The organism is Serratia sp. MYb239 (genome assembly GCF_002966855.1).
GTDB lineage: Bacteria > Pseudomonadota > Gammaproteobacteria > Enterobacterales > Enterobacteriaceae > Serratia_B > Serratia_B rhizosphaerae.
The window spans coordinates 1,176,945-1,195,132 of the sequence record NZ_CP023268.1 but is presented as its reverse complement, the minus strand read 5'-3'; the positions used below and the strand labels follow the sequence as shown (position 1 = coordinate 1,195,132).

The following is an 18,188-nucleotide window of genomic DNA, read 5'->3' as shown; positions in this document are numbered from 1 at the left end:
ATATATCTAAATCGGCAAGGAAAATATCGTGGTTAGATATATCTAAATTGCGGGCATAAAAAAAGCGCTGTAAAAACAGCGCTTTTTTCTATTACTGCGGGGGGATTATTTTGCGGAGGACAGCACTTCGCTGACGATCTCCACCGCTTCCTGCTCGATTTTCTGGCGGTGTTCCGCCCCGAGGAAACTCTCGCAATAGATTTTGTAGGCCTCTTCCGTACCGGACGGACGCGCCGCAAACCAGCCGTTGTCGGTCATCACCTTCAGGCCGCCGATCGACGCGCCGTTGCCCGGTGCTGCGGTCAGACGTGCGGTGATGGCATCGCCGCCCAGCGTGTCGGCCTGCACCATCTCTGGAGACAGCTTGGACAGCGCCGCTTTCTGCGCGTGGCTCGCCGGCGCCTGCAGACGGTTGTAGCTTGGCGCGCCGAAGCGGGCCGCCAGCAGGTCATAATGACGCTGCGGGTTCTCACCGCTCACCGCGGTAATTTCCGCCGCCAGCAGGCACATAATGATGCCGTCTTTGTCGGTAGACCACGGCTTGCCGTCGAAACGCAGGAAGGACGCGCCAGCGCTCTCTTCGCCGCCGAAGCCGAAGCTGCCGTCGTACAGACCGTCAACGAACCATTTGAAGCCGACCGGCACTTCCACCAGTTTGCGGCCCAAATCGGCCACCACGCGGTCAATCATCGCGCTGGACACCAGCGTTTTACCGACGGCAACGTCGGCGCCCCACTGCGGACGGTGCTGGAACAGGTAGTTGATCGCCACCGCCAGATAGTGATTCGGGTTCATCAAGCCAGCCGGCGTCACGATGCCGTGGCGGTCGTAGTCCGGGTCATTGGCAAACGCCAGATCGAACTTGTCGCGCAGCGCCAGCAGACCCGCCATTGCCGATTCGGAGGAGCAGTCCATGCGAATCACGCCGTCGTGGTCCAGGCTCATAAAGCGGAAGGTCTGATCGACGGCGTCGTTCACCAGCGTCAGGTCCAGCTTGTAATGCTCGGCGATACGCTGCCAGTAAGCGATGCCGGAGCCGCCGAGCGGATCGACGCCCAGCTTCAGGCCGGCATTCTGAATGGCCGGCATATCAACGACGTCCACCAGCCCTTCAACATACGGCTGCACCAGATCCTGCGCGTGCAGATGACCGCCGTTCCAGGCCTTCTCCAGCGACTGACGCTGTACGCCCTGCAGTTTGGCGCTCAGCAGTTCGTTGGCGCGTTTTTCAATCACCGAGGTCAGATTGGTGTCGGCCGGGCCGCCGTTAGGCGGGTTGTATTTGATGCCGCCATCTTCCGGTGGGTTGTGGGAAGGCGTGATAACGATGCCGTCCGCCTGCGCGCCGCCTTTGCTGTTGTAGCTCAGGATGGCGTTGGAAATCGCCGGCGTTGGCGTGTAGCCGTTGTTCTCCTGGACGATAACATCCACGCCGTTGGCGGTCAGCACTTCCAGCACCGAGATAAATGCCGGTTCAGACAGGGCGTGCGTATCCTTACCCACGTAGCACGGGCCGGTGATGCCCTGCTGGCGACGCACTTCGGCAATCGCCTGAGCGATCGCCAGAATGTGCGCTTCATTAAAACTGTGGCGCTGGGCGCTGCCACGGTGACCGGACGTGCCGAATTTCACCGCATGGGCGGCATTGCCGGCTTCCGGCTGCAGCACATAATACTGCGACGTCAGCTGCGCCACGTTAATCAGATCGCTTTGCTGAGCCGGTTGCCCGGCACGTGGATGGTTCGCCATCAACATCTCTCCCTTTCTCTTCTCGGGAGCCAGGCGCAATGACGCCGCGGCCGCCGAGACGAGCAGTTCGCTAAATCAAATAGTCCCGCAAACCTTTTCTGTCAGCTCCGTCGGGAACTGCATAGCCAGCATGATGTGCTCGATCATGCTGCGTTTACGGCCGGTATTGGTATTGGTGATCACCCAGTAAGGCGTACCCGGAACGTGTTTCGGTTTGGTGTGCGTTCCATTTGCCAGCAGCGTTTGCTGATCGCCGGCAAAATAGGTGCGGGTACGGCCATGCAACGCGTCGGTCGCCATGGCGAAACCGGCCGCATCCAGGGTGTACAGCGTAGAAAGTACCAGCATAAAGCGATTTACGGCTTTGTTCTGCTCGGCGTATTCATCCGACAGCAGCAGTTCGCGCATGGCGCGTACGCGATCGCGCGGGCGTGGCGCCGCCGCTTTTTCCGGCTCCTGACCCTGGGCCACTACGCTTGCGCTACGCACAGGTTGCCCTGCGGAAAACTTCAACATACGCCGTAAAATATCGGACGCACTTTCCCCGATATGTTGCGTGTGGCTGGCAATATAACGGTAAAGTTCTTCGTCGACTTCAATAGTTTTCATCTTTATCCAGTACTGTGTTTTCTACTTAAAGCCCGAAGCCAGGTTCTGTCTTCAAGCCGAGGGATTATAAAGTTAAAAGCGTGGGGGCAGACACAACAAAGTGCCGTTCTCAGGCAAAAGCAGACTATTACCTATATCCCCGTCATTTTTTATCCTGCCCTCGCCGGCCGGCGCGCGGGAAATACGGTGGATAACGGGATGCGTCAGCACTGCCAATCCATCACCTTTGCAGATAATGAGTATGATACCCTATCAGAACCTCTCAAGATCATGAACTTCGCGATGAAATTACATTATCAATTGCTGGCCGCACAGTCGGAGAACGCCGATACCCTTCCTATCCTGCTGATCCACGGCCTGTTCGGCAATCTCGACAACCTCGGGGTGCTGGCGCGCGACTTAAATCAGCAACACAGCGTCATCAAAGTGGATATGCGCAACCACGGCCTGTCGCCGCACTCTGACGAGATGAGCTACGCGGCGATGGCGCAGGATCTGCTGACGCTGCTGGACGACCTCCGGATTGAGCGCGCCATCGTTATCGGCCATTCCATGGGCGGCAAGGCCGCCATGGCGCTGACCGCGCTGGCGCCGGAGCGCATCGAACGTCTGGTGGCGATCGACATTGCGCCGGTGGACTACCAAACCCGCCGCCATGACGAAATCTTCGCCGCCCTGACAGCGGTCAGCGACGCCGGCGTCACCCAGCGCCAACAGGCGGCGCAGCTGATGCGCGACTATCTGGATGAAGAAGGCGTGATTCAGTTCCTGCTGAAATCCTTTCATCAGGGAGAGTGGCGCTTCAACCTGCCGGTGCTGATTGCCAACTACGCGGCGATCATCGGCTGGCACGACGTGCCCGCCTGGCCTCATCCGATTCTGTTTATCCGCGGCGGGCTATCGCCATATGTGCAAAACAGCTACCGTGACGCTATTGCGCGCCAGTTCCCACAGGCGCGCGCCTATGAGGTGGCCGGCACCGGACACTGGGTGCACGCGGAAAAACCGCAGGCCGTACTGCGCGCGATTCACCGCTTTTTAGCCGAACCATAACGCAGGTGGTGAAAAAACGCGCTAAAGATAACGGCTTAGCGCGTTTGCGCCTCAGTTAGGCATTGTCGTTGCGACGCCAGCTGGGGTAAGATGGCGCGCTATAATTTTTGCCGCCATCCTCAGCGTGCTGTCCGGCGCCAGATTGGTGGCAAAGTTGGCTTAGGTTGTAATGACCTGAACGGTATTAACCACAGCGTCCGGAAGCATATCATCGCTTTTTGATGCTAATTCCCTTGCAGTACCGCTACCTATGGCAAAAGAACAAACGGATCGCACGACGCTGGATCTGTTCGCAGATGAACGCCGTCCGGGGCGCCCGAAAACCAACCCGTTATCCCGTGATGAACAGCTTAGAATCAATAAGCGTAATCAGTTACGGCGCGATAAAGTACGCGGGTTACGGCGTGTGGAACTGAAAATCAACGCGGATGCGGTGGAAGCGCTGAACAAGCTGGCCGAACAACGCAACATCAGCCGCAGCGAACTGATCGAGCAAATGCTGCTGGCGCAGCTGGCGGACGAACAGCCGTCGTCGTGAACGCGGCGCGGGGATAGCGCCTGCTTAACGCCGCCTTACTTTCCGGCATCGCATGAACGCGATAAAACCCCGGAACAAATTTCTGGCATGATAGGCATTTACCGGTGGGACCCTGGTCTCTACCATGACGCCACTTTACAACGATACCGATGCGATCAGCAGGCGAAACGTATTGTAATTTATTGAATTGAAAGGTTATACGCAATATGGCTAACGTAGGCATTTTCTTTGGCAGCGACACGGGCAATACTGAAAACATTGCCAAGATGATTCAAAAGCTCCTTCGCAAAGATTTCGGCGATGATGTTGCTGAGATTCACGACATCGCCAAAAGCAGCAAAGAAGATCTGGACGCATTCGACATTTTGCTGCTGGGCATCCCGACCTGGTACTACGGTGAAGCACAATGTGACTGGGACGACTTTTTCCCGACGCTGGAAGAAATAGACTTCAACGGGAAGCTGGTTGCGCTGTTCGGCTGCGGCGATCAGGAAGACTACGCCGAGTACTTCTGCGACGCGATGGGCACCATCCGCGATATTATCGAACCACGCGGCGCCGCCATCGTCGGCCACTGGCCGACCAAAGGCTACCATTTCGAAGCCTCCAAGGGCCTGGCGGACGACGACAACTTTATCGGCTTGGCCATTGATGAAGACCGCCAGCCGGAGCTGACCAACGAACGCGTGGAAGCCTGGGTCAAACAGATCGTCGAAGAGCTGAGCCTGGCCGATATCATCGGCTGATGCCATTTCGCGATGCAAGGCCCTGCAGACCGACAGGGCCGTTATCGGCATCACGGATTGAAGCAATAGAAGCTACATATTAGTAACTTCCCTCCCCGTCACGGTAGACTTTGGCTCCGTTTATCCCATTCATCAAGATGTTGCACGCGCAACATGTAACGGCGCAGTAGGCTTTTGTTAACAACCGGCGGTTTCCATTTAGGGCAACCGGTTCTATAATGAGACGCTATTAACGCTTTGTGCCGACCGATGCCACAGGCAACAATGCCTCAACTGATTAGCATAGTAACAGGACTGAATCCGCATGACTGACAACAACACCGCATTGAAGAAGGCCGGCTTAAAAGTCACGCTTCCGCGACTCAAAATCCTGGAAGTGCTGCAAGATCCGGCTTGCCATCATGTCAGTGCGGAAGATTTGTATAAGAAACTGATCGACATGGGCGAAGAAATTGGTCTGGCGACGGTTTACCGCGTACTGAACCAGTTCGACGACGCCGGTATCGTCACGCGCCATAACTTCGAAGGCGGCAAGTCAGTATTCGAACTGACCCAACAGCATCACCACGATCACCTGATCTGCCTGGACTGCGGAAAAGTGATCGAGTTCAGCGATGAGTCTATCGAACAACGTCAGCGCGATATCGCCAAACAGCACGGCATCAAACTCACCAACCACAGCCTGTACCTGTACGGCCACTGTGCCAGCGGTGACTGCCGTGAAAACGATACGCTGCATAACAAAAAATAAGTCTGGCCTGCCAGCGTAAACAGGAACCGCCGCACGGCGGTTTTTTTATGCCTGCCGTTCGTGGGTGAGCTGCGGCGCCCACCGTTATACCGCTCGGGCGCCGCAGACGTTGACTTAAGCCGCTACCGGCTCCGCGCGGCTAAAGCGCTTGCCATCCGGGCTTGCCGAACGAATCTGCACTTCGCCCTGCACCGCCGGCCTGGCGGCATCATCATAACGCTGCCAACGCTGACCGCCGTCGGTCGAATATTCGATCGTCAAGCCCGGCAGCGCAATATTGGCCTCCAGCCTGCCGCCGACAATACGGGCGCCCGGCACCGGCAGACGGTAACGGATTCCGCCCGCATCCAGCTTGGCCAGTTCGCGCTGCCCCAGAATATTGGCAAAAATCAGCCACTCCTGCGCCAGCTTTTTGGTATCGACAAACTGCGTTTCACCGCCCTTATATTCGCGGCCCGCCTGATAGTCCAGTTCCCACTCGGCACGGTGCCAGGCGCGTTCGGCCACCGACAGCGCACGCGGGAAGATCATATACTCCATCTGCGGATCGGTGCGCACCACCTCGCTCCACAGCTGGGCGGACAGGCCATACGCTCCCGGCCATGGCTTATCGCTCTTGGCGGTAAAGGCATTGCCGTCGCGGTCAACCGAGGTTTCGGCGTTTTGCGGCATATTGTCCGGTGCGAAGCTGAAGATTTTACGCTCATCGCTGAAGCGGGTGCCCCAGTAATAGCCGCTGTCGTTTGGGTTCACTTCATACGGGAAGTCCAGGTAGACATAGTCCGGGTTGGAAACCACCACTTCATAGCCCTTGTTGGCCCAGTCGTTCACCGAGTCAAAACCGCCCCAGTACAGGGTATCCCAGAAGTTGACGCCCACGCGCGAGGTGGCGAACGCTTTGGCGTCCTTGGCATCTTTCAGGCCATCCTGCCAGGCCTGCATCCGATCGATGCCGTGCGCCTTCACCAGCTTGCTGACTTCCTGACCGAAGTAGCTCGGCAGATGTGCCATATCCGCCACTTTGCCGCTGTCGATAAGCCGTTGGCAGGCCTGTGACTTCGCCCATGGCTTGTCTTCTTTGCTCAGGTCAAGCATGCCCTTGCCCGCTTCCGGCTTCTTCACATCGGTATAGCCGGCACCCAGCCGGATGTTTTTCGCCTCGTCGCCGCCAAAGTGCCAGGTGCCGATCGGCTGTCCCGCCTCCTGATGCATCTTGGCAATTTCCCCCATCACCTTGTCAACAAAGCGGGTGGAAGAGTCCAGACATGGATTCAGGTAGCTCTGGCGGTTGAAGAACTGCACCGAGGTGGTGTTCGAGGTATCGGTCGGATCCACCAGCCGGTACTCCTGCGCTTCTTGCTGTTTGCCCTGCGCATGCAGTTTCTTGTAACGCGCCTCCATGGCGATCACCGCCGCGCGGGCATGCGCCGGCATGTCGATTTCCGGAATCACCTCAATATGGCGCGCCTGCGCATAGTTGAGAATGTCGATGTAATCCTGACGCGAGAAGAAACCGCCGTACACATCCGGCCCCTGACCGTACTGCGGCAGCAGACAGGTGGTTTCGCTCAGGTCATGGCAGCGCTGTCCGCCAACCTCCGTCAGCTCCGGCAGGCCGGGGATTTCAATACGCCAGCCCTCATCGTCGGTCAGGTGGAAATGGAATTTATTCAGCTTATAGGCCGCCATTTGATCCAGCAGGCGCAGCACCGCATCTTTATGGTGGAAGTTACGCGCCACGTCGAGGAACAGGCCGCGATAGGCAAAGCGTGGCGCGTCGCGCGCCTCCAGCGTGGCAATCTTTTTATCGCCGTGCAGCGGGATCAACGACAGAATTGACTGCAGGCCGTAGAACACCCCGCTCTGATCAAAACCGGTAACCCGCGCTTCTTTCTCGCCCAGCGTCAGCGTATAGGCGCCGGATTGCGCCATTTCTCCGCTGAACGACGCCGGATTTACCTCAGTCTTTATCGGGTAGCCCGCCGCCGCGCTCGCCACGCCAAGCTGTGCAAAACGATCGCGCACCACGTTCGCCGTCGCCTGATCCAAGGCGCCAAGCGCCAGCGCCACGCCGTTGCCAAGATCGATATCCTGCGCATGGACCTGCACCGACACCGGCGTCGGGATGATCTGGCCACGCAGCGAGGCGGCCGGCAACGTCTGCAGGTCCGCGTTACGCGTAAAGCGCGAGGCCGGCGTCATCAGCACGTTTTTATCCTCTTTGGTGCGCTTCCATTGATCGCCGGTAAACGGCGCCACGAACCGATCCAGATCCTCGGTATCGGTGTTGGTCAGCACTTTCGGCTTGGCATCGCCGGAAGTCGCATACCAGCGCGGCAGGAAATCCGTCTTAAACAGCTGCCAGTATTCGGCCACGATGGGAATTTCCACCGCCTGGTTGGCCGGGAAGCCCCGGAACGCGTCGGTCGGCTCCAGCCTGTACAGATCGCCGGTCAGGTGAGTGATGCGGAACTGTTGGTTACCCACCTCCAGCGTCTGCCGCGGGCTGTGGAAATAGATCGCCCAATCTTTGGCGGTAATCGCCTGGCCGTCGTTGGCCAACGTGATCAGCACCTTGTTGCAGGCCGCCCAGTCGGCGCCCAGCCTGGCGCAATCCACGCCGCTGTCGGCCGCGCGGTTGTCCAGCATTTTGATATTCAGCTTCAGCTGGCTGAGGCGATCCACCAGCGGTTGATCCGCCATGGCGTTGCCGATCGCGCCGAACATGCCGGCAGTCGCCGCCAATACGGCCAGGGCACTCAGTTTAAATCTGTTCATCTTCAGACTCCTTGGTCATCGTGGTTATTCGCCCGAATTTCTTGCCACAGCTTGCCGCAGCGCTCGTGATACGCCTGGCCGTCGCCGCTGTGCAGCGCCTGAATGCATTTTTGGTAATCCATCACGCGTACCGTTTCCTGTTCAGCAAACGGCTGGTGCTGTTGCTCTTGCCGCAAGACATCCAGCACCGCCTGGCAGGACTGCAATTTTTCCGGCGAGCCTTCTGCGGTATTGATGCAGGCGGCGTATGCCTGCCGTAAGCGGCCGTCTTCCGGCGCCGCCTGCGGCTGTACGCAGCCCGCCAACCCTACCGTCACGGTTACCGCCAACATGCGTTTTTTCATGAAACTGTCCCCTGTCATCCCGCCCCGGCCGCAAAGCCAAGGCAGCGATTAAAAAATGGTGAACGGTGCGATAACCATAAATTTGACGTCGCGCTCATCCTGGAAGATGTTGCCGTAGCCGCCGCCCCAGCTCGGAATATCGGAGTGGTTGTCATACTGCGTGAAGTGCAGCTTGAATAACGTGCCTTTGGCGCGCCCTTCCTGCACGGTGTACATCGCATCCAGACTGTAGGCGCTCTCTTTCAGACGCTGGTTCTGATCGTAAATCGGGTTAGTGCTCGGTTTGGCGTCCCAGGCGTAGACGTAAGAGCCGCCGACCGCCCAGCCCGGCAGGTTCCATTTGCTCAGGTCGTACATCACTCCGGCGTAGAGCGCTTTCTCGCCGTTGGCGTTAAAGTCGGAACGGTTGTCCCACCACACATCCAGGCGACCGTTCGAGGAGGCATAGGTCGGCGTCATACGCTGCAGGAAGTAGCCCTGGTTACCTTCGGCCTTGACCATGGTGCCTTCTAGACGCCAGGTAAACTGGCCGGTGGTGTAGCCGAAGGTCAGCGCCTGCAGCCAGGCCAGCCCGTCGTAAATGCTGTTAGGATCCTGTTTGTCGCTGATGCGGTCTTCAGCGCCATAGAATTGATAGCTGGTGGTGAGCGGGTTGCCGAACAGTTCAAATTGATAGGCAGCCTTGGCGAAATATTGGTTCACATAGCCTTGCGCCTGACCAAAGGCCGCTTCCAGCACCAGATCGTTTTTGAAATCATATTTGGCGCCAATAGAGTGCAGATAGGAAACCGACGTTTTCCTGTCATTCTGGCGGAAGTCATCCATCTCAATATGCCATGGAGCCTTATATTTATCGGTCCACATATAAGAGAAGCTGAGGGCGCCGGCATCACCGTAGTCGAAATTGGCGCCGGCCTCCGCGCCGCGATAGGTGCCCGGTAAAAAGCTCCAGTGCGGTGCCAGCAGCGTTTGGCCGCTGGGTTGGATATAACCGGCGCGCGCCCAGAGCGGACCATATTTGAGTTTGGCGGCGGCTTTGTACAGGCTCACCCCGCCCTTATCACCCTGATACGTTTCGTCATAGGTGCGGTTGCTGCTGGAGAACGCGATTTCGTTCGGGTGGCCGCTGTCTTTGCTTTCCGCAATTTCAATCGCGCTGAAGGCGGCAATATCCAGACCCAGCATGTCCCAGGCATAGCCGGAACTGAAATCCAGACTCAGGTTGGCGGTTGCATGCGACAGATTGGTGGTATAGCTGTTGTAATCGGGGTTATTGACCGTGACGCTGCTGCCGTCCGGCCTGGTCATCTCTTTGGTTTTATTTAAATCTTTACGATCGCGTTCGCGCTGCCAGTAATACACGCCGCCGCTTAGCGTGGAATCCTCGATAAACCCTGCTGCCTGCGCTGCCGGGGGCATCGCCAGCCCTGTCCCCAACAGCGCGCCCGCGACAGCAAGCGTCAGCGTATTACGCCGAACACCGTGCGTAGCCATAATGAAATTCCTCTTTGACATAAAAAGCGCGGCCGCCGCTGCCCATCACTGCCTCGAACGACCGCTAATAAAAAACCCGAGATGGGTAAAAAGTTTTTGCCGTCGGAAAACCCCACAGCATTTATTGCTAATCACAGACTATTTTTCGCGACGCGAATTATCAAATGGAAAATACAATAAGTTTGTCAAAGTATGACAAGGAGCACATATTGATGAGGATTTGTTACTCAGTGAAAAAATAGCGAGGGATGATACAAAAACACAATAAAATCAAAAATAAAAATAGATATTCGACAAACAGCCGGCTAGTTGAATGGTTTCAGCGTTGGCAAGATCACAAAACAACCAAGATCAGAGAGCGCTCTCTTATTTTTATTATTTTTCATCACGAATATATAAATTTATTTTACATCTAACAAAGAAAATGCGACGAATAAAAAATAGCAGGCACTGTTTGCGCCTGAGGGGTACTGTAAAAAATAAAACGACGCGCAATTACTGCAATAATATTAATGTATCGGCGGAAAAAGCAAAAAAAAGCGCAACCGAAGTTGCGCTTTAATCAGCGAGATGGCCGTAATAGCGGTTTACGCGCCCGCTTTCGCCCAGGTGTCGCGCAGGCCCACGGTGCGGTTAAACACCAGATGCTCAGCCGAAGAGTCGCGGCTGTCGGCACAGAAATAGCCTTCGCGTTCAAACTGGTAGGCGTGCTCAGGCTGCGCCTGCGCCAGGCTTGGCTCCACAAAGCCCTGCTTGACCACCAGCGACTCAGGGTTAACGGTAGCCAGGAAATCTTCCGCCGCCCCCGGGTTTGCCACGCTGAATAGGCGGTCATACAGGCGGATTTCCGCCGGCACGGCATGCGCCGCCGACACCCAGTGAATGACGCCCTTCACCTTACGGCCGTCGGCCGGATCCTTGCTCAGCGTCTCTGCATCGTAGCTGCAGAAGATGGTGGTGATGTCGCCGGCATCGTTTTTCTCAACGCGCTCTGCCTTGATGACATAGGCATTACGCAGGCGCACTTCCTTGCCCAATACCAGACGCTTGTACTGCTTGTTGGCTTCTTCACGGAAGTCAGCGCGGTCTATATACACTTCGCGGCTGAACGGCACTTCGCGGCTGCCCATTTCCGGCTTGTTCGGATGGTTAGGCATGGTCACCGTTTCCACCTGATCCGCCGGCAGGTTCTCGATCACCACTTTAACCGGATCCAGCACCGCCATGGCGCGCGGCGCGTTCTCGTTCAGATCGTCGCGGATGCATGACTCCAACGCCATCATTTCAACGTTGTTGTCCTGCTTGGTCACGCCGATACGCTGACAGAATTCGCGGATAGAGGCGGCGGTATAGCCGCGGCGGCGCAGACCGGACACGGTCGGCATGCGCGGATCGTCCCAGCCTTCCACGATCTTCTCGGTCACCAGCTGGTTCAGCTTGCGCTTCGACATGATGGCGTACTCAAGGTTGAGACGCGAGAACTCGTACTGACGCGGGTGGCAAGGAATGGTGATGTTATCCAGCACCCAGTCATACAGACGGCGGTTATCCTGGAACTCCAGCGTACACAGCGAGTGAGTAATGCCTTCCAGCGCATCGGAAATGCAGTGGGTGAAGTCGTACATCGGATAGATGCACCACTTGTTGCCGGTCTGGTGGTGTTCGGCAAACTTGATCCGATACAGCACCGGGTCGCGCATCACGATAAACGGCGAGGCCATATCAATTTTGGCGCGCAGGCAGGCGGTGCCCTCGGCAAACTCGCCGTTACGCATTTTTTCGAACAGCGCCAGGTTCTCTTCCACCGTACGATCGCGGTACGGGCTGTTTTTGCCCGGCGCGGTCAGGGTGCCGCGATATTCGCGAATTTGCTCCGGCGTCAGTTCATCAACGTAGGCCAGGCCTTTGCCGATCAGTTCAACGGCATACTGGTGCAGCTGGTCGAAATAGTCAGAGGAGTAACGAACGTTGCCGCTCCATTGGAAACCCAGCCACTCTACGTCATGCTTGATGGAGTCAACAAACTCGAGATCTTCCTTCACCGGGTTGGTATCGTCAAAACGCAGGTTGCACTGCCCCTGGTAATCCTTGGCGATGCCAAAGTTCAGGCAGATGGATTTCGCATGGCCGATATGCAGATAGCCATTAGGTTCAGGCGGGAAGCGGGTATGAACCGTCGAGTGCTTCCCTGACGCCAGATCTTCATCGATGATCTGACGGATAAAATTGGTTGGGCGGGCTTCAGCCTCACTCATTTCACTATTCCTCAAATGCAAAGTGCTTCACATAACCGCCTATGATCCAACAAGCCACGCTTGGAAACAACCGTTAGTTTCAGCAAAAAAGATGATAACTGCCCCATCATGCGCCATTGCACCGCGAAAGTGCAACTGGTCCCCCGCCGCCCAATAAAAAAGCGGGAAGAGATTGCTCTCTTCCCGCCAAACGTCGGGTGCGTCCCGTCATGACTCGTTGACACCCAATCAGGTACTGCTCAGGTAAACCGTTATTTTTTGATCACGTACAGCCGGGTCTGGCCGGCAACCACGTTACCGCTTGCCAGTTCATCCAGGCCGGCGTAATCATCCACGTTGCTGACTACTACCGGGCTGATCATCGAGCGTGCATTGGCATTCAGGAACTCAAGATCCATCTCCAGCACCGGCTCGCCGGCTTTCACCTCGACGCCTTCTTCCACCAGGCGCTTAAAGCCCTGGCCGTTCAGCGCTACGGTATCAATGCCCATATGCACCACCAGCTCAACGCCCTTGTCGGTTTCCAGGCAGAAGGCATGGTTGGTGTTGAAGATTTTCACTACCGTGCCGTCTGCCGGCGCCACTACGGTGCTGTCGGTTGGTCGGATTGCCACGCCGTCGCCTACTGCTTTGCTGGCAAAGGCCTCGTCCGGCACCTGAGCCAGCGCCACAACCTCGCCGCTGACCGGCGCAACCATCGCTTCCAGCACCACGGCCTGCGGCGCGTTAGGTACCGCCTGCGGCTTCGCGTCAGCCTGCGGCGGCGTCGTCGGCACGCTGGCGGCGGCTACCGGGCCGGCAGCCACCACGCCGCGCATCGCGCTGGCAATCAGCTCGGCCTGCGTCCCCACAATCACCTGGACGCTCTGTTTGTTCAGGCGAATCACGCCGGAGGCGCCCAGGCGTTTCGCCAGCGCATCGTTCACCAGCGCAGAATCTTTCACATTCAGACGCAGGCGGGTGATGCAGGCGTCAATCCCGGTCAGGTTATCGGAACCGCCAATCGCGCTCACATAGCGGCGGGCCAGCGTGGTGGTGGCGTTTTCATCTTTCCCGGCGGCGGCGTCAACATCGTAACCGTCGGTTTCATCACCGGCGACCGCCAGCTCGCGGCCCGGGGTCATCAGGTTGAACTTGGTGATGGTGAAACGGAACACCGCATAGTAGATAACGAAGAACACCAGCCCCTGCGGGATCAGCATATACCAGTGGGTGGCCAGCGGATTGCGGGAAGCAAGCGCCATATCCACCAGGCCGGCGCTGAAGCCGAAGCCGGCAATCCAGTGCATGCTGGCGGCGATAAAGACGGAAATACCGGTCAGAATCGCGTGGATCACGTACAGCACCGGCGCCACAAACATAAAGGAGAACTCCAGCGGCTCGGTGATGCCGGTGAAGAAGGCGGCAAACGCCGCGGCCATCATGATGCCCGCCACTTTAGCCTTGTTCTCTGGACGCGCGCAGTGGTAAATCGCCAGCGCCGCGCCCGGCAGGCCGAACATCATGATTGGGAAGAAGCCCGCCTGATAACGACCGGTAATGCCCACTACTGCCTTGCCGGCTTCAATAGACTGCTGGCCGCCGAGGAAGTTAGGAATATCGTTGATGCCGGCCACGTCAAACCAGAACACCGAGTTCAGCGCATGGTGCAGGCCGACCGGAATCAGCAGGCGGTTGAAGAAGGCATACAGACCGGCACCGACCGACCCCATTTTCTGAATATATTCACCGAAGTTCACCAGACCGTTAAAGATAAGCGGCCAGACGTACATCAGGATAAAGGCGACCAGAATCATCAGGAAGGAGATCAGGATCGGCACCAGACGGCGGCCGCTGAAGAACGACAGCGCCTTCGGCAGCTCGACGCTGCTGAAGCGGTTGTAGATTTCGGCGGAGATAATCCCCACCAGAATCCCCACGAACTGGTTTTCAATTTTACCAAACGCGGCTGGCACCTGATCCAGCGGGATTTTCTGAATCATCGATACCGCAGCCGGCGAACAGAGGGTAGTCAACACCAGGAAGCCGACAAAGCCGGTCAGCGCAGCGGCGCCGTCCTTATCCTTCGACATCCCGTAGGCGACGCCAATGGCGAACAGCACCGACATATTGTCGATAATGGCTGAACCAGACTTAATAAAGAAAGCGGCGACCGCGTTGTCGCCGCCCCAGCCTACCGGGTCAATCCAGTAGCCGACGCCCATTAATATCGCGGCGGCCGGCAGCGTGGCGACCGGCACCATCAAGGCGCGCCCCACCTTTTGTAAATAACTAAGAATGTTCACCTTTTCCCCCTATTCATCCGCGAGCGGACCCTATTGGCAGTTTATTGAGAAGCCTCACTGCCTTTTTTAAAAATACGCATGGCACACATTACTATGCGGAGTGTAAAAAAATTAATTCGTATCGCAAATTAAAACCTCCCCTTTTGTGATTTGAATCACCAAAAAGGTCAGATTAACGGCGGCATTGCTAGCCATCGCACAAAACTTATTTTATCATTAAAAAAATCGATACTGAGGCTCCCTAACGCAGAAACAACAAAGCTGAATTAGGCTTAAGCCTTCTGACAGGGCTCGTTCAGTATAGCCATAGTTTACTTACCCAAGAGGTGTATGATGAGACTTATCCCACTGAAAGATACCGCACAAGTAGGCAAATGGGCCGCCCGCCATATCGTACAACGCATCAATGCCTTCAACCCTACGGCGGAGCGTCCGTTCGTGCTGGGCCTGCCGACCGGCGGCACCCCGCTGGAAGCCTACAAACATCTGATTGCGATGCACAAAGCAGGTGAAGTAAGCTTTAAGCACGTTGTGACGTTCAATATGGATGAATATGTTGGCCTGCCGCAGGAGCACCCGGAAAGCTATCATACCTTCATGTACCGTAATTTCTTTGATCACGTTGATATCCCGAGTGAAAACATCAACCTGTTGAACGGTAACGCACCGGATGTCGATGCCGAATGCCGCCGCTATGAAGAGAAAATCAAAGCCTACGGTAAAATTCACCTGTTTATGGGCGGCGTGGGAATTGACGGCCACATCGCCTTTAATGAACCGGCCTCTTCGCTGGCGTCCCGCACCCGCATTAAAACGTTGACCGAAGATACCCGCATCGCCAACTCGCGCTTCTTCGGCGGCGACGTCAGCCAGGTGCCGAAATACGCCCTGACCGTCGGCGTCGGTACCCTGCTGGATGCGGAAGAGGTGATGATTCTGGTGACCGGCCACGCCAAGGCGCAGGCGCTGGAAGCGGCGGTGGAAGGCAACGTCAACCATATGTGGACCATCAGCTGCCTGCAGCTGCACGCCAAAGCCATCGTGGTGTGCGACGAACCGTCCACCATGGAGCTGAAGGTCAAAACCGTTAAGTACTTCCGTGAACTGGAAGCGGAAAGCGTGAAGAATCTTTAATTTTTTGTTTGTAGGGGGCTACATGTTCGCTTTAACCCACGGCCGTATTTACACCGGCCACGACGTGCTTGATGACCATGCGGTAGTGATTGCCGACGGCCTGATTGAACGAGTCTGCCCGCTGGCCGAACTGCCGGCCGGCATCGAAACGCGCGACCTGGGTGGCGCCCTGTTAGCCCCCGGTTTTATTGATGTTCAGTTGAACGGCTGCGGCGGCGTGCAGTTTAACGACGCGCTGGAGGCCATCTCTGAAGAGACGCTGGAGATCATGCAGCACGCCAATGAAAAATCGGGCTGCACCAGCTACCTGCCGACGCTGATCACCAGCAGCGACGAATTTATGAAGCACAGCATCGAAGTGATGCGCGCTTATCTGAAAAAACAGCGTAATCAGGCGCTCGGCCTGCACCTGGAAGGGCCTTACCTGAGCCCGCAGAAAAAAGGCACCCACAACCCGGCCTTTATCCGCCGCGCGGACAAAGAGATGGTGGACTATATGTGCGCCAACGCCGATGTCATCACCAAGGTGACGCTGGCGCCGGAAATGGTGGAGCCGCACTTTATCACCCAGCTGCGCGACGCGGGCATCATCGTCTCCGCCGGCCACTCCAACGCCACCTATGAGCAGGCGCGCACCGGCTTTGCCGCCGGCATCAGCTTCGCCACCCACCTGTATAACGCCATGCCGTATATTACCGGCCGCGAGCCGGGGCTGATGGGCGCGATTTTCGATACGCCGGAAGTGTATACCGGGATCATCGCCGACGGCCATCACGTCGCCTGGGCGAGTATCCGTAACGCCAAGCGCATGAAAGGTGATAAGTTGGTGCTGGTTACCGACGCCACCGCGCCGGCGGGCGCCGATATTGATCAATTTATTTTCGCCGGTAAAACCATATACTATCGTGACGGGCTGTGCGTGGATGAGAACGGCACCCTGAGTGGTTCTGCGCTGACGATGATCGACGCGGTGAAAAACAGCGTGGAGCATGTCGGCATCGCCCTGGATGAGGCCCTGCGTATGGCTACGCTCTATCCGGCGCGCGCCATCGGCGTAGACCAGCGTTTGGGCAGTATCGAAGCCGGTAAAGTGGCGAACCTGACCGCCTTTACCCGCGATTTCACCATTACTAAAACGCTCGTTAACGGTAACGAGGTTTAATCAGACAGCGAGTAACTTTATTAATGAGCACTGGCGGACAGGCACAGATAGGCAACGTAGATTTAGTTAAACAGCTTAACGGCGCAGCAGTATATCGCCTGATTGACCAGCAAGGGCCAATCTCGCGCATTCAGATCGCCGAACTTAGCCAACTTGCCCCCGCCAGTGTGACTAAAATTACCCGCCAGCTGCTGGAGCGCGGGCTGATCAAAGAGGTCGATCAGCAAGCCTCCACCGGCGGCCGCCGCGCTATCTCCATCGTCAGCGAAACCCGCCAGTTTCACACCGTCGCCGTGCGTCTCGGCCGGCACGATGCCACCATCACCCTGTATGATATGAGCGGTAAATCGCTCGGTGAAGAACACTACCCGCTGCCGGAACGCACGCAGGAGACGCTGGAAAACGCCCTGTTCAACGCCATCGAGCAGTTTATCGCCAGCTATCAACGCAAACTGCGCGAGCTGATCGCCATTTCGGTGATCCTGCCGGGGCTGGTCGATCCGTCGCTCGGCGTGGTGCGCTATATGCCACACATCGGCGTCGATAACTGGCCGCTGGTCGATAACCTGCAGCAGCGCTTCAACGTCACCAGCTTCGTCGGCCATGATATCCGCAGCCTGGCGCTGGCCGAACACTACTTCGGCGCCACGCGCGACTGTGAAGACTCCATTCTGGTGCGGCTGCACCGCGGCACCGGCGCCGGCATTATCGTTAACGGCCAGATCTTCCTCGGCAATAACGGCAACGTCGGCGAAATCGGCCATATTCAAATCGACCCGCTCGGTGAACGCTGCCACTGTGGCAACTTCGGCTGTCTGGAAACCGTCGCCGCCAATGCCGCCATTGAACAGCGGGTGCGTCAGCTGCTGGCGCAGGGCTATCCCAGCAAGTTGCTGTCGCCGGACGACTGCGGCATCAACGCCATTTGCAAGGCCGCCAACCGCGGCGACCTGCTGGCCGGCGAAGTTATCGACCACGTCGGCCGCTACCTGGGCAAAGCGGTGGCGATCGCCATCAACCTGTTTAACCCGCAAAAAGTGGTGATCGCCGGCGAAATTACCGAAGCGCACAAAGTCCTGTTGCCGGCGATACAAAGCTGCATCAATAATCAGGTACTGAAAGATTTCCGTAAAAACCTGCCGGTAGTGACCTCGGAACTTGACCACCGTTCGGCGATCGGCGCCTTCGCCCTGGCCAAGCGCGCCATGCTCAACGGCGTGCTGCTGCAGCGCTTACTGGAAAGCTGACCCTATTTTCAGGCGGATGGCATCACGCCCTCCGCCCTCTTGA

The 18,188-nt window shown here is 57.1% G+C and carries 14 protein-coding genes; 7 read left to right on the top strand and 7 right to left on the bottom strand.

Annotation, left to right across the window (positions count from 1 at the left end):
* Positions 1 to 105 precede the first annotated feature (105 nt).
* Positions 106 to 1,749, bottom strand: a complete 1,644-nt coding sequence (gene pgm, locus CLM71_RS05675) for a phosphoglucomutase (alpha-D-glucose-1,6-bisphosphate-dependent) (protein WP_105230136.1) — start codon at positions 1,747 to 1,749, stop codon at positions 106 to 108.
* A 75-nt stretch (positions 1,750 to 1,824) separates the two neighbouring features.
* Entirely contained in the window at positions 1,825 to 2,358 is a 534-nt protein-coding gene (gene seqA / locus CLM71_RS05670) for a replication initiation negative regulator SeqA (RefSeq protein WP_105230135.1), read from the bottom strand.
* Between the two features lie 270 nt (positions 2,359 to 2,628).
* Between seqA and ybfF the strand changes: the two genes are divergently transcribed.
* The 4 genes from ybfF (at position 2,629) to fur (ending at position 5,446) form a co-directional block, all read left to right on the top strand.
* Complete coding sequence (gene ybfF, locus CLM71_RS05665) at positions 2,629 to 3,411, top strand: esterase (RefSeq protein ID WP_105230134.1); 783 nt, start codon at positions 2,629 to 2,631, stop codon at positions 3,409 to 3,411.
* A 250-nt stretch (positions 3,412 to 3,661) separates the two neighbouring features.
* Positions 3,662 to 3,949: a LexA regulated protein gene (ybfE, locus tag CLM71_RS05660; RefSeq protein ID WP_105230133.1), complete on the top strand. Its 288-nt coding sequence runs from the start codon at positions 3,662 to 3,664 to the stop codon at positions 3,947 to 3,949.
* Between the two features lie 206 nt (positions 3,950 to 4,155).
* On the top strand, positions 4,156 to 4,695 hold the full coding sequence (gene fldA, locus CLM71_RS05655) for a flavodoxin FldA (RefSeq protein WP_105230132.1): 540 nt from the start codon (positions 4,156 to 4,158) through the stop codon (positions 4,693 to 4,695).
* Positions 4,696 to 4,999: 304 nt separating this feature from the next.
* The gene (gene fur, locus CLM71_RS05650; protein WP_105230131.1) at positions 5,000 to 5,446 is read left to right on the top strand and encodes a ferric iron uptake transcriptional regulator; all 447 of its coding nucleotides are present in this window, start codon (positions 5,000 to 5,002) and stop codon (positions 5,444 to 5,446) included.
* A 114-nt stretch (positions 5,447 to 5,560) separates the two neighbouring features.
* Here the strand turns inward: fur and CLM71_RS05645 are convergent, their stop codons facing one another.
* The 5 genes from CLM71_RS05645 to nagE all read right to left on the bottom strand — a co-directional run bounded on the left by CLM71_RS05645 (position 5,561) and on the right by nagE (position 14,602).
* Positions 5,561 to 8,224, bottom strand: coding sequence for a family 20 glycosylhydrolase (locus CLM71_RS05645; protein WP_105230130.1), 2,664 nt, complete (start codon positions 8,222 to 8,224; stop codon positions 5,561 to 5,563).
* Between the two features lie 2 nt (positions 8,225 to 8,226).
* A complete protein-coding gene (gene chiQ, locus CLM71_RS05640) occupies positions 8,227 to 8,568 on the bottom strand; it encodes a ChiQ/YbfN family lipoprotein (RefSeq protein ID WP_105230129.1) in 342 nt (113 codons plus the stop codon).
* A 48-nt stretch (positions 8,569 to 8,616) separates the two neighbouring features.
* Entirely contained in the window at positions 8,617 to 10,062 is a 1,446-nt protein-coding gene (locus tag CLM71_RS05635) for an OprD family outer membrane porin (RefSeq protein ID WP_105230128.1), read from the bottom strand.
* A gap of 587 nt (positions 10,063 to 10,649) precedes the next feature.
* Positions 10,650 to 12,317: a glutamine--tRNA ligase gene (gene glnS / locus CLM71_RS05630; RefSeq protein ID WP_105230127.1), complete on the bottom strand. Its 1,668-nt coding sequence runs from the start codon at positions 12,315 to 12,317 to the stop codon at positions 10,650 to 10,652.
* Between the two features lie 251 nt (positions 12,318 to 12,568).
* Entirely contained in the window at positions 12,569 to 14,602 is a 2,034-nt protein-coding gene (gene nagE / locus CLM71_RS05625; RefSeq protein WP_105230126.1) for an N-acetylglucosamine-specific PTS transporter subunit IIBC, read from the bottom strand.
* 333 nt (positions 14,603 to 14,935) lie between these two features.
* Here nagE and nagB point away from each other — a divergent pair, with 333 nt between their 5' ends.
* From nagB to CLM71_RS05610, 3 genes are read left to right on the top strand one after another with little or no spacing between them, the layout of a single operon-like run.
* Positions 14,936 to 15,736 (top strand): glucosamine-6-phosphate deaminase, encoded by an 801-nt coding sequence (gene nagB, locus CLM71_RS05620; protein ID WP_105230125.1) that lies wholly within the window; start codon positions 14,936 to 14,938, stop codon positions 15,734 to 15,736.
* 22 nt (positions 15,737 to 15,758) lie between these two features.
* On the top strand, positions 15,759 to 16,898 hold the full coding sequence (gene nagA / locus CLM71_RS05615; RefSeq protein WP_105230124.1) for an N-acetylglucosamine-6-phosphate deacetylase: 1,140 nt from the start codon (positions 15,759 to 15,761) through the stop codon (positions 16,896 to 16,898).
* 23 nt (positions 16,899 to 16,921) lie between these two features.
* Positions 16,922 to 18,145, top strand: a complete 1,224-nt coding sequence (locus CLM71_RS05610; RefSeq protein ID WP_105230123.1) for an N-acetylglucosamine repressor — start codon at positions 16,922 to 16,924, stop codon at positions 18,143 to 18,145.
* Positions 18,146 to 18,188 lie beyond the last annotated feature (43 nt).

Coding starts and splice junctions, on each gene's coding strand:
- nagA (WP_105230124.1), top strand. CDS start 15,759: ATGTTCGCTTTAACCCACGGCCGTATTTACACCGGCCACGACGTGCTT.
- chiQ (WP_105230129.1), bottom strand. CDS start 8,568: ATGAAAAAACGCATGTTGGCGGTAACCGTGACGGTAGGGTTGGCGGGC.
- ybfE (WP_105230133.1), top strand. CDS start 3,662: ATGGCAAAAGAACAAACGGATCGCACGACGCTGGATCTGTTCGCAGAT.
- nagB (WP_105230125.1), top strand. CDS start 14,936: ATGAGACTTATCCCACTGAAAGATACCGCACAAGTAGGCAAATGGGCC.
- fur (WP_105230131.1), top strand. CDS start 5,000: ATGACTGACAACAACACCGCATTGAAGAAGGCCGGCTTAAAAGTCACG.
- fldA (WP_105230132.1), top strand. CDS start 4,156: ATGGCTAACGTAGGCATTTTCTTTGGCAGCGACACGGGCAATACTGAA.
- pgm (WP_105230136.1), bottom strand. CDS start 1,749: ATGGCGAACCATCCACGTGCCGGGCAACCGGCTCAGCAAAGCGATCTG.
- CLM71_RS05645 (WP_105230130.1), bottom strand. CDS start 8,224: ATGAACAGATTTAAACTGAGTGCCCTGGCCGTATTGGCGGCGACTGCC.
- CLM71_RS05610 (WP_105230123.1), top strand. CDS start 16,922: ATGAGCACTGGCGGACAGGCACAGATAGGCAACGTAGATTTAGTTAAA.
- CLM71_RS05635 (WP_105230128.1), bottom strand. CDS start 10,062: ATGGCTACGCACGGTGTTCGGCGTAATACGCTGACGCTTGCTGTCGCG.
- ybfF (WP_105230134.1), top strand. CDS start 2,629: ATGAACTTCGCGATGAAATTACATTATCAATTGCTGGCCGCACAGTCG.
- glnS (WP_105230127.1), bottom strand. CDS start 12,317: ATGAGTGAGGCTGAAGCCCGCCCAACCAATTTTATCCGTCAGATCATC.
- seqA (WP_105230135.1), bottom strand. CDS start 2,358: ATGAAAACTATTGAAGTCGACGAAGAACTTTACCGTTATATTGCCAGC.